5 protein-coding genes and 1 pseudogene are annotated in these 13,754 nt (G+C 31.3%); all 6 read right to left on the bottom strand.

The window, feature by feature from the left end; genetic code table 11:
- Window positions 1-90: 90 nt before the first annotated feature.
- Window positions 91-3,330, bottom strand: a pseudogene (locus C3E88_RS12440) (DEAD/DEAH box helicase family protein); the annotation flags it as partial.
- Between the two features lie 1,133 nt (window positions 3,331-4,463).
- Entirely contained in the window at window positions 4,464-4,793 is a 330-nt protein-coding gene (locus C3E88_RS12500; protein WP_236909343.1) for a TnpV protein, read from the bottom strand.
- Between the two features lie 1,124 nt (window positions 4,794-5,917).
- Complete coding sequence (gene ltrA, locus C3E88_RS06410) at window positions 5,918-7,333, bottom strand: group II intron reverse transcriptase/maturase (protein ID WP_336513070.1); 1,416 nt, start codon at window positions 7,331-7,333, stop codon at window positions 5,918-5,920.
- A gap of 493 nt (window positions 7,334-7,826) precedes the next feature.
- Window positions 7,827-9,464: a ribosomal protection-like ABC-F family protein gene (gene abc-f, locus C3E88_RS06405; RefSeq protein ID WP_236909341.1), complete on the bottom strand. Its 1,638-nt coding sequence runs from the start codon at window positions 9,462-9,464 to the stop codon at window positions 7,827-7,829.
- Between the two features lie 340 nt (window positions 9,465-9,804).
- Window positions 9,805-11,859 carry a DNA topoisomerase 3 gene (locus C3E88_RS06400; RefSeq protein WP_236909340.1) on the bottom strand — a complete coding sequence of 685 codons (2,055 nt, stop codon included), beginning with the start codon at window positions 11,857-11,859 and terminating at the stop codon, window positions 9,805-9,807.
- 72 nt (window positions 11,860-11,931) lie between these two features.
- On the bottom strand, window positions 11,932-13,632 hold the full coding sequence (locus C3E88_RS06395; protein WP_236909339.1) for a hypothetical protein: 1,701 nt from the start codon (window positions 13,630-13,632) through the stop codon (window positions 11,932-11,934).
- Window positions 13,633-13,754 lie beyond the last annotated feature (122 nt).

Genomic DNA, 13,754 nt, shown 5'->3' with positions numbered 1-13,754 from the left:
TCAAAAAAATATTTTTTGAAATTCTGCAACCGACTTTGATAACCTATTTTCAATTTAGGAACGCATTATTTATCGTCCTACTAAAGTATAGCCCTCAGGAGCTAACTCAATGGCTGTTACTGTTTCTCCAAAGGTGCTTGCCCAGGCATCAAAATGATGTAGTCCTTGTTCTTTTAATGTATTGAATTGTAAATATCTTTGCATAGTATATAGCTCTGTCATACTATTAGAAATTGGTGTACCTGTTGCAAATATAACTCCTTTACCACCTGTTATTTCATCCATATATCTACACTTCATAAACATATCACTAGATTTCTGAGCTTCACTCTGTCCTATACCTGCAACATTCCTCATTTTAGTGTATAGAAAAAGGTTTTTGTAACTATGGGCCTCATCTACAAATAATCTATCTATACCTAATTCTTCAAAATTAACTACATCGTCTTTCCTACTTTGATCATTTAACTTTTGAAGTTTAACTTTAAGCGATTTCTTTGTCTTCTCTAATTGCTTAATGGAAAACTTATCCCCCCTATTTTCTTTTAATTCTGCTATTCCATCAGTTATTTCATTAATTTGTCTTTCCATCTCAAGTTTCTGTCTTTCCATTGACATTGGAATTCTTTCAAATTGACTATGACCAATGATAACTGCATCATAATCTCCTGTTGCAATACGCCCGCAAAATTTCTTTCTATTTTTAGGTTCAAAATCCTTTTTAGTTGCTACAAGAATATTGGCAGATGGATAGAGTTGCATAAATTCATTTCCCCACTGTTCAGTTAAATGATTAGGCACTACAAATAATGATTTATGGCAAAGTCCTAATCTTTTACTTTCCATTGCAGAAGCTACCATTTCAAAGGTTTTTCCTGCACCTACACAATGGGCCAATAGTGTATTGCCTCCATACAATATGTGAGCTATGGCATTCCTTTGATGCTCCCTTAGTTCTATATTTGGATTCATCCCTGGGAAAACCAAATGACTTCCATCATATTCTCTAGGTCTAATTGAATTAAATTTTTCATTATATAATTTAGTTAGTCTATCTCTTCTTGAAGGCTCTTTCCAAACCCAATCTACAAAGGCTTGTTTAATAACTTCCTGTTTCTGCTGTGCTAACATGGTTTCTTTTTTATTTATTACAGTTCTTTCCACCCCATCAGCATCTGTTATCTTATCCAGTACCCGTACATCTTTTAAATTTAATGTTTCCTCTAATATCTTATAGGCATTTATTCTTTTAGTTCCATAGGTCATATTGGCCCGTACATTATCTTTATCTACTGATTTACCTTCTATATTCCAATTTGCAGTATAGGGAGAAAAACGGACATTAATATCCCATTTGTTATATCCTGGTGTTTCAAAGGTTTCAAACATAAATTTTTCTATATCTTTAGTTGGTATCCAAGTTGCTCCAAGGCGTACTGTAATTTCACTTGCAGTTAAATCCTTGGGTTGGGCTTCCTTTAAAGCTTTTCTATTTATCTCATAGTATTTGGTAAATTCATCTCCTAAACTGATTATCCTTTCGATAGAAGCTAGTTTTTCACGGACATTTCCCGAGAGATATTCATCAGCTGTTTCATATACTCCTTTTTCTATGTCTAGACCTATAGACTTATCAGGATTTCTAAATATAATCCCTTCTAAATCCTTTACGATATCTTGTTTAGATAATCCTGTTAGTTCTTCCATATAATCTAAATCTACTTTTGCCTTTTCACTAATAGATAGGGCTAGGGCTTCACTTGGTGTATCTACTTCTGTAACTACTACATGCTTTCTTATGGTCCTTTTTGTAAATATATCTGCCTTACGTTCAAACTCTTGATTATTTCCTATGATTTCAAGGGAAGAAAGTAATGCATAGGAAGAATCTTCATCAAAAATCTTTGCATTTTCATTTGAATTAAGTCTTCCAAATTTTTTAACAAAATTATCATATTGTTGATTTAATTCTAATTGAATTGATTTAATTTCTGTATCTCCATAATCTTCAGCTTGAGATTCAATAAGTTTTCTAGTTATATCTCTAAGCTCCACCATTCCCTTTAGTCTATCTAGTTCTGTTTCCTTTAAGTCTTGACGAATCATTTGTGAATTTTCCCTGAAATATACTTCTCCAGCAACTATTGTAAAACTAAAGTTTCGCACATTAGGATCTGCTGGTATAATTGCACCTTCATCTATTAATACTTCCTCTGATATTTCTATTTCTTCAAAGTCCCCTTGAATATATTTAATTGCTTCATTAAGCTGTTCTTCTAAATTTGCTCCTTCTATTGGCTTACAAGCACTATCTAATCCATATTGGGTAGTTTCCATAGTCATTTCACCCAGTACCATCTCTGGATTATTGATAAAATATTGATTTATACGAATTCCATTTTTATCTTCACCTATGTGAACCCAATCTGGTTCTAAGTCAATAATACGGTCTCTTTTTTGAAGAAATATGATATCAGATGTTACTTCTGTCCCTGCATTTCCTTTAAAAGCATTATTGGGCAGGCGAATAGCACCAAGAAGCTCTGCCCTCTGTGCAATATATCTTCTTACCTGTTCTCCCTCCTTATCCATTGTCCCTTTTGATGTAATAAAAGCTATGATTCCACCTGGCCGTACCTTATCTATGGTTTTAGCAAAGAAATAATCATGAATTAAAAAATTATTTTTATCATATCTCTTATCTGCCACCTTGTATTGACCAAAGGGGACATTTCCTATTGCCATATCAAAAAAAGAATCAGGTAGATTTGTATTCTCATATCCATCAATAGTAATATTACTACTCTGATAAAGTTGCTTTGCTATTCTCCCAGTTAAATCATCTAATTCAACACCATAAAGTCTGCTATTATTCATATTTTCAGGTAATAATCCGAAAAAATTTCCAATACCGCAACTAGGTTCTAGAATATTTCCAGTTTTAAAGCCCATATTTTCCATAGACTTATACATTGATTTAATAATAATTGGTGAAGTATAGTGAGCATTTAGGGTGGATTCTCTAGCACTTGCATATTCTGACCCTGTTAATAAACCTTTTAAGCTGAGATACTCTTTTGTCCAAGATTTATTATCTATATCAAAGGCCTGTGAAAGTCCTCCCCAACCTACATATCTAGATAATATCTCTTGTTCCTCTGGTGTTGCTAATCTATTATCTGCCTCTATCTTTTTTAGAGTCTTAATAGCTTCTATATTCCATTGAAACTTAGTCTTAGCTCCTGCAATTCCTAATTCATCATTGGTAATCTTAAAATTGACCTTCTCCTGCAAGGGCATATCCTTATCTTTTATAGATTTAATGTTTTCATTTTCATCTAGAACACTTAAGATAAAGTTTTTATTCTCATTACGAAAGATTGGAAATCCAATATTTTTACTAAAAGTGATATCACGAAGAGAAACACTATCATCCTTGATTTCATCAATGATATATGAACGTTCTCCTATTTCTATATTCATGCCCTCATAAATTCTTTCTGACTCACCTTCTAGCCATCTTAAACACTCTTCTTTACTATCAAATTCTTCTACAAATCCTTCCCTTTCTGAATAATCAAGTCCAACCCATTTATCCCCATCTAAAGTAAAATATTTTCCACTTTCATTCGCATATTCTTCTGGTAATCTACCATTAATAAGTTGAGAAGCTTGATAGGGAGTTAGTCTTGTAATCCCGTTGATGTTTTCATCTATTTCTTTAATTTCTATAGATTCTATTTTTGTTAATTCTATATTAGAAAATAGATGGTTATTTAATGGATTTTCTCTTGCCTTTCTTTCAAATTCCACTTTGGACATAGTTTCAGTCAGTAGTGGATACTGAACATCACGAAGTTCTATATTATTTCCTTGAAAAGCAATTAAGCTATATTCATTTGCACCTATATAAACTGTTGCACCTAATTCATAGTTTAAAACCTTATTATTCTCTATATTAGATCCTTCTATTGATAACTCTTGGCTAATTTCATTGGAGATTTTATGATTTAGGTCTTCATGGTATTCCTTTAATTCTTCCTTTTCTTTTGGGTTTAGATATCTGTCCATCTCAATTAATTCTCTTATTCTTTTTGCAACTTTTCCCCAGGATAAATGGGTAGCCACATCAGGCTCTAGAATATTTCCCTTTATCAATTCAATCCCTTTTCCATCATGTTTAGAACTATTTATAAAATCACCACGTTCTGGAGTTGACCATCCTCCAATGCCATATTCAGTTTTTAAAAATTCTACTACTTGATTTTCTGTTGGATTCCCTTTAAAAAAGTCTACAACTCTATATTTTCCATGTTGAAATCCTGTGCCTTTAGTTAATACATCATCAATATTCTTTTGTGAAATAGAAAAGGCAGTGGTTTTCTCTTCCACTGCCTTCTCTATAATATCTTTTTGCTTTTCCTCTGTTGGAAATAAGCTTAATTCATATTGATTATCCTTACCTAGGAGAATATTATCTCCTTCTGAATTATCTCTTCTATTGATGCCTTTATATTGTTCATCAATCCTACCCACTTCATCTGATCCTGAGCTTTCAATTCCTCTGTTACGCCCCACGCTTTTTGATATCTTGGAATCTCTATCTCCAATATCCTCTGTACTTCCTTCTCCACTCCTTGTAAGTGATTCATCAATTGTCCTTGGATCTTTAGACTTGTGTAATAGGTCTTCTTGTGTTCCTTTAAAAAGTTCTCCCTCATCCTTCCATACTTGCCTAGTGCTACCCTCTTCTCTTCCAATTCCAGATTGGGAACTAGGTATTCCCCTTCCATCCTGTATGTTCCTCCCATCTTTTCGAAACTGGATTCCTTCACTACTGGATTGTAAATCCCTTCCTCCACTTGGTATTGAACTCCATTTATCATTTTCATCTCTGCCATGGCCTTTACCTCCTTCAGTTTTTTCCCCTTCAGAACCTCTATTTTCGATTTTAACGCTTCTTTTCCCTTCACTCATACTATAACTTAAGCTTATATCTTTTGGCAATATATTTTGGACATTTTCTTGTCTTATTTTATTCTGTAATTTTAGTTTATTTATTTCCCTAGTAAGTCCCCTAATTATTTCCCCTACCATTTGAGAAGTATAATTCCCTAAAATACTAATCATATCAAAGGTGTTAAAATTGATAACCTCCATAAAATCATTAGCTTCAAAGTATTCCATAGGATTTAAGTCCATTCTCTTCATTGTCATATAGGCTGCAGATTTTGATAAAATATCTCTTGTGATTACTTTAGTATTATATTCATATAATTCTTCCATCAAGGAATCATTACAATAGCTTTCAATATCATATAGTACATCTTGGAGTCTTAGATTAGTTAATCTCTGAGCTATTTTATATATTCTTAATTCTAAATTTGAATTTTCTAAGAATGCATCATCACTAGAGATATTAAAGCTATTTTCCAAATTTAAGATTGCTTCTCCATGTTTTTCTTTATTAAACTCCCACAGACTTACATCCTGTACAGTATATCTTGTTGTATGGGTATCTGAAATATCAAATACATATCTAAGTTTAGGATATCCACCAGAATTATAATCAATTAGTGGAATTCCCTTAGCTCCTTTATTTACCCATCTATGAAATCTCTTATTCCAAAATTCCATAGTAGCACAAGCCTTTGCATCTGGTCTTTGGGCAAATATTAAAATCTGATCCTCAAATGGATATTTATAGGTATAGGCTGCTGAATTTATAAATTGAAGCCAATTATTACTACCATTTACAATTTCCTTTGCCTTATCCATTAATAAGTTTTGTATATTATAAACTTTAGCCATAGCTTACCCCCTTTGACTGTAATCGGGTAGGAGGTAAATAATTATTTTATTTACCGACCTCCCACACCACCGTACGTACGGTTCTCGTATACGGCGGTTTCATAGTTTACACTCTAACTTCAAGATAATATTTAAGTAAGCTTAAATAACCTTGCTTTTCAAACCTAGCATTAGTTAGGGTTGTTGCAATAATCCAGCTATTGGCTGTATGCCAGTAGCTTTTCCTTGTGTTAGCCCATTCCCATGCCTTTCCTTTGGCTACACCTAATTTCTGAAGGTTTTCAAATTTAGTTTTGACCTTCTTCCACCTTTTCCATGTTATCATCCGAATTCTTCTTCTTAACCATTCATCAGTGGATTGCATAACAGTCTTCATGTCTGCTAATTTAAAATATTGAACCCACCCTCGAATAATTTGATTAAGTTTAGTTTTCCTTCCTTCTATGCTCATGCCGTTACTTCTACCTGTTGCTGCTCTTAGTTTATCTTTTAATTTTGTTATACTTTTAGGGTGAACTCTAAATCTGCATTTGCCTTTTATTCTATAGAAGCCATATCCTAGATATTTAACTTGATTAAGTCTAGTTATTGTAGTTTTCTCTTTGTTTATCTTTAACTTCAATTTACCTTCTATGAATTTGCTGACCCCTTGAAATTGCCGTTGTCCAGCTCTTTTACTTTTTGTAAATATCATAAGGTCATCGGCGTATCTTACGAATCGATATCCCCATTTGTCAAGACTTTGGTCTAGCTCATTTAGCATAATGTTTGCTAAAAGTGGACTAATTGGGCCTCCTTGGGGAACTCCTACATCACTTTTCATAAACATTCCCCTATCCATGATTCCCGCATTTAAGAACTTTTGAATTAAGGATAGAACCCTATTATCTTTTATTGTTCTTGATAGAATTTCCATTAGCATAGATTGATTTACTGTGTCGAAGAATTTCTCTAAATCAATATCGATAGCATACCAATATCCTTGATTTGCGTATTCCTGGCACTTTCTAAGTGCGTCATGACATCCTCTATTCGGTCTAAATCCATAACTTGTTTCTGAAAATTGCTTTTCATATATTGGACTTAATACTTGAAGGATTGCCTGTTGGACTACTCTATCTCTTAATGTTGGTATTCCCAATTTACGTCTTTTACCATTTTCTTTTGGTATTTCTACACGTTTCACTGGGTATGGTTTGTAGCTTCCTTTCAGTAGGGATGTTAGAACTTCCTCTCGGTGTGTCTTTAAATGTTCTAGAAGTTCATCCATTTCCATTTTATCAACGCCACCTGCTCCTTTATTTCTTTTCACCTTTTGATAGGCTTCATTCATATTATCTCTGGATAGGATTCCCTCTAACATTCCCCCTGTCGGTTCGTTTGTGTTGATGTTGTCCTTTTCAATCATCCTTGAATCACTCTGCCCATTTCTGCGTCTTTCGTGTTCCACACTATTCCCACAGTTGATGATGGTGTCTTTATTCTGTTTTCTGCATATTAACGTGTTCTCAGTAATTTTCATCGACTTCATCTCCTATGATTCAGCCCTTCCTATGATATCTAGATTCTCATAGTACTATGGCTTCTGCTGACTTCTCATGACAAATCTTATTTCAACCATGGTTCATACTCTGTTTTCCCATGTCAATGAGACCTCCCCAGGTAAGAGCAACAACCTTCCTCCCATGTAACCGCCACATTTACCGTGTAGAGTTCGAGTAGTATTGGACTTCGTTTTGTTTAGCAAACTTATCCCCTCTATTTCAGCCTGATGTGATTTCTATTCGTCGGTTCAGGATTTTGCCTCCAGCTTCCTTCAGATTCCATGTCGCCATGGACACCCTTGCTCTTGGCTAACGGTTCCTACTACCAAGCCCGTAGTGGACTTTCACCACCTAGTTGTTGCCCATGCTGGGCACACTAAAAAAAGATAGATTATTTAATCTACCTTTTTTTGAACTACTATAGGTTATACAATTAATCAATTTGATCACTATACAAGCAAAGATATATCTTTATTTTAAGTTTCTTAATTCCTCTAACTTTTCCTTATACTTTTCATCTAATCTCTTTTTAGCATCTTCACTTTCTTCCGTTGAAATTTTAGATAATAATAATGAAATCTCCATTTCTAGGATCATTCTTTGTCTTTTATTTTCTTTCTTATTTAATTTAGGCTTGTTTTTATTTGCTACATATTCCCTGTAGTTTCCCTTAAAACTATTTATTTTTTTGTTTTTTATTATTAACAATTCTTCTGCTATATTTTCTATGAACCTTAGGTCATGGGATACTAGAAGGATAGTTCCATCATAATTTATAAGAAGATCTTCTATAACCACTAAGCTATTTATATCTAGGTAATTTGTCGGTTCATCTAATATTAAGAAGTTTATATCTTCTAAAATCATTTTAGCAAAGGAGACTTTAACTCTTTCCCCGCCACTGAGGACTTCCAAATTTTCATAAACTTTATCACCTTTTATTAATAATCTGGCTAAAATAAGCCTTGCAAAACTTTCATTATGAATGCTTTTTTCCATTACATTTTCTAATATGGTTTTATTTTCATCTAATATATCCATAGATTGACTAAAGTAACCTATCCTAACATTTTTACTAATATCTATACCTTCTTCATTTAATATCATATTTACAAGGGTAGTTTTTCCACTACCATTTGGACCTATTAAAGCTATCTTCTTACCATTGTAAATATCAAAATTTGCATTTTTAAATATTATATTTTCCCCATAGGATTTATTAATATTTTTTCCTGATACTAATATTTTATTATATGGTTTAGTAGAATCTAATATTTTTATCTTTATTATATCTTCTTCTTTTGGTTTTTCTTTGATTTCTAACCTATCTATCCTGCTTTGTATGGACTTGGCAAAGTTATCTAGTTTCTTCCTATTTTCTTGTCCTCCCATTTTGTGTAATCTGGCTTCAGAATTACCCATTCTACTAGGTGCTGTACGAACTTTTGCCGATTTTTCATTTATATTTCTTTTTAAATTAGTAAGCCTCTTTTTTTCTCTAAGGAACTCTTCGTATTCAAATTCTTTTCTCTTAACTTCCTTTTCCTTTAATTCTAAATAATTACTATAGTTCCCATTATAAATATTACACTGACCATCTTCTATCTCTAGTATTTTATTGCAAATTTCATCTAGGAAATTCCTATCATGAGAAACTACCAAAAGTGTACCCCTGTATTGTTTGAAATTATTTATTATCAATTCTATGCCATTAATATCTAAGTTACTTGTAGGCTCATCAATGAGCATTAAATTACTTTCACTTTCAAATCCTTCTGCAAGTTTAAATCTAGTTTTTTCCCCACCACTCATATTAATATTCCACTGATCTTCAATTTGAAATATGGAAGCATATTTTCCACTAATTGTTTTTTTATTAGGTCCCCGCAGCTGAGAGATATATTTAATATTAGCATCTTTGTTTATTAAAACATCTCCACTATCATATTCAATATTCTTATTAATAATTTCTAATAGTGTAGTTTTTCCTACTCCATTTACTCCCACTATCCCTATTTTATCACCTTCATAGATCTTTAATTCTTCAATGTTTAGAACTAGTCTATTTCCATAATACTTTTTCATATTTCTTATATTTATTTTAATCATAAAAAAATCCTCCTTTTAAAAAAGAGAGGATAGTATATCTATAGACAAACTATAAAATTGTACACAAAGGTACTATTTAAACAAACTATCCACTCATGATAAAAATAGACACAAATATATTAGGTTAAATTTCAAATATTAAAATCTAATATATTATGTTTTCTTTATATAATAATGGATTATTTGTTCATTTTTATTAATAGTTCACCCTTTCGCTTAGAGTTGTTATTCCTAAACATAAAAAAACAGTTTTATTTACCTATGTTTTTTAATGCCTTATATTAAATTTATTATACCAGATAATTTATTTAAAATCTAATCATTTTTCAGATATGTTATTTTAAAACCTCATTTTATAATTAATATATTTACCTGTATCTTCAATAGAAACATAGGCATTATAGGTCTTTCCTGTCTTTTTTGAATACAATCCTTCTACCATTACTTCTCCTTTTGACAATAAAATCTTTACCATTTCTTTAGTTAGTTTCTTTCTTCTATCTGTAAAGAATCTGTCCTCTTTAAATAAAGAAAAGCCACATTCTTTGTTGGAACAATAAAAATTCTTCTGTCCTTCAAAGATGTGGCTCTTACACCTTGGGCAACTCCCTAATACTTCTTTATTTGATTGAAATTTTTCTTTGTTTTCTACTGCAATATGGGAATAGGTCTTGACTAGATCTGTAATCATTTCATCTATTCCCTTTAAAAATTCTTCATCACTTCCTTTCCCTAATGAAATCTCAGTTAATTTATTTTCCCATTCAGCTGTAAGTTTAGGTGATTTTAAATTATCAGGCATTACTGTAATTAGATTTACCCCCTTATCTGTGGGTAATAACTGCTTCTTTTTTCTCTCCAGATATCCCACTGAGATTAATTTTTCAATAATCCCTGCTCTTGTTGCAGGCGTACCTAAACCTTTTTTCTCTACATCTAATCCCTTATCTAATTCTTCATTACCTGCTCGTTCCATTGCAGATAATAGAGTGTCTTCTGTAAATTGCTTTGGCGGTTGGGTAAAACCTTCTCGAATTTCACTATTCTGTATCTCAAACACCATTCCTTCTTCTATTTCTGGAAGTAAGATACTATTATCTTTTTCCTTTTCCATGGTATTGAAATTCTCATCAAAATTACTTTTTATACCCTTAAATCCTAGGTTTACAACTTTCTTACCTTTTGCCGTAAATATTTTATCTCCTACCAATAATGACACTGTTACTATTTCTTCTTCATAGGTATCAGCTACAGCTTCAAGCAATTTTAAGCAAATAAGGTTGTATATATTTTTTTCAGTTTTAGGAATATCCTCAATATTCATATTTAAGGATTGTATGGTTGGAATTATAGCATGATGATCTGTTACCTTTTTACTATCCAATATTCTTTTATAATTTGGATTTTCTACTAAATTATCTTTGTCTATACCATTTATTAGATTAATTAAAGACTCCATCATGTCATCAGTTAGACATCTGCTATCAGTCCTAGGATAAGTAACCCACTTCTTTTCATATAAGGATTGAGTATAATCTAATGTTTGTTTTGCAGTATATCCAAACAATCTATTTGCTTCTCTTTGCAAGCTGGTTAAGTCAAATGGTAAAGGTGGATTTACATTTTTCTTTTGTTTTGTAACATCCTTTGCAATGGCCATTTCCCCAATACATAAATTTTTCAATTCATTAGCTTCATCTTTTTCCTTTATTCTTTCACTACTAGCCATAAATCCATCTAAATATAGATCTAGATGATAGAATTTTTCTTTTCGGAAACTTCGAATATCCTCCTCTCTATTTACTATTAGGGCTAAGGTAGGTGTTTGAACTCTTCCTACACTTAGAAGTTGATTGTATAGGACTGTAAATAATCTTGTCGCATTAATTCCTACTATCCAGTCTGCCTGACTTCTTGCTAATGCAGATTTATATAGATTATAAAATTCTTTTCCATCTTTTAAATTCTTAAAACCATCTTTTATAGCACTATCTTCCATGGAACTAATCCATAATCTTTTCATAGGCTTTTGACATTTTGAATGGTAATATACTAATCTAAAGATTAATTCCCCTTCCCTTCCTGAATCACAGGCATTGATAACTTCTAGTACATCAGAACGGTTTAATAATTTATTGAGGATTTCATATTGCTTTTTTGTTTTGACAAATAGATCATACTGAAATTCTGATGGAATAATTGGTAAATCTTCATATCTCCACTTTTTATATTTTTCATTGTATTTATCAGCTTGGGCAAGTCCTACTAGATGCCCCACACACCAACTAATAATATATTCCTTACTTTCAACATAGCCATATTTTCTACCATGAATGCCTAATACCTTGGCAATAGACATGGCTACGGATGGTTTTTCTGTAATGATTAGTTTCATTTAACTACCTCACTTTCTGTAAAAATAAAAAAGACCAAGTTTTAAGCTTGATCTTTTAGTGATATTCCTTTACTATTCAATAAACTCCTTTTCAATTAACTCAAATAATATCTCCTCATGTTTTTGATACTCTAAAACATTAAGCAGTTCATACTTGTTATTACTAAGCTCTATTATATTATCAATATTATAATTTGGGTAATCTACTTCATCAAAACCTAATGTTGATATTATCATTTGGGTGTCAGAGTTAATATTTGAAAATAAATAATCAAATAGTTTTTTCCTTTTTTCATCATCTAACTCAACATTATTTGGACTATCTAGTATCAATGGAAATTTTATAGCTTCGCTATTAAATTTATATTTTATCTTCAACATATTTAGATACCATATTATAGTTGCTATAGGTTTATTACTACCACCAGCACTAAAGACCCTATTAATATTTTCAAATCTTTTATCTTCTATTTCCTTAAGCCCAAATTTTAATTTATCATTTATCATATATTCATAATATTTCTTATTTATTTCCTTTTTGCGTTTTTTGTATCCTTTAAGTTCTTTATCAATCCCTTTTATTTCTTCGTTTATTGTTTCAAGTTGCATCTTCTTTTCATTCCATTCAAGTAATAGAGAGTCCTGAATTTCATGATATCCTTTAAGTTTTAAAATATCATCTATAGATTTAGAATTAATTTTCATATTTTCTTCATATTTTTTAAGTCTAATTAAGTAGCCACTATATTTTTCTTCTTCTTTTTCTATCTGTTTATTAATATCAAGAGATAATTTATCTAACTCATTATATAATAATATAAAATCCTCTACTTTACTGTGCCTTTTAACCCTTAAGTTTAAGGTATTATCTATTTCTGAATTACAAACCGGACAAAGATGGTTATTTAAATCCTTGATCTCCTTTTCAGTTATATTCCTTGTTGAAACTAATTCCTTTAAGCTATCTTCAATGCTAGATTTCTCATTTCTTAATTTCATAAGTTTAGTTTTCCCTTTCCCAAGGGCATTAACTATTTCTTCATATTCTTCTTTCGTTTTATCTAATTCAACTTGAAGTGCCTCAAAATCTAAATTAACATTAGGTTTGTTTTTGCCAAGAATATTCCTAACCTTACTCAACATACTATCCGTAAGCCCTAGATCTGTTTCAGTACTGTTTTTATTATCTAATAATGTTTCTTTACTGTTAATCAAATTATAATAATATTCATCGAATATTCCAAAATGGCTATACAAACAGTTTTCTTTAAAATTAGGAAATTGTCCTAAGTTGCTGAATGAGGTAAATTTAGAACCATCCATTTTGTCCTGATCTATAAAGTTTAATAAATAACTATATGCTGGTGGAGCTAATTCTAATTTATTATTATTTCTTGATGGTAACTTAATTTTAAACTGATAAATGTTACCTAGAAAATCAGCCAATTCAGTTCTATCGATTGTAGAAAATATAATTTTCCTATTTTCATCAAAGATCTTAAATAATCTATCCGCACGATATATCAGATATAAATCTCCATTTATAGTAATATTTATTATGTATACCTTATTTTCAGTATCCCACTTATCATCGAAATAGCAATCTGCTCCTAAAGTATGATAAATACTTTTTAAAATCACAGACTTTCCTTTCTTATTTCCATCTACCTTGCTAGATGTGATTACATTTACCCCTTTGGAAAATTCAATGCACCTTGCTTTTTTTTCCATAGGAGAGAATATATATAACGTATTTACTATTAAACTATTCATATAAACCCTCCTCATATCTTTTTACGCTCTGTAAACTTAAATGAAAATTGAGGACTTCAATCCTCTGTGGTACAATGTTTTTGCCAGAAAACAAATACCTCCCAGAAAGGATGAAGTCCTCA

Origin of the sequence: Clostridium sp. Cult3, assembly GCF_021655115.1 — a bacterium.
Taxonomy (GTDB): domain Bacteria; phylum Bacillota; class Clostridia; order Tissierellales; family Tepidimicrobiaceae; genus PPXY01.
The sequence above is the reverse complement of the archived record's forward strand: the minus strand, read 5'-3'. Positions and strand labels throughout refer to the sequence as shown.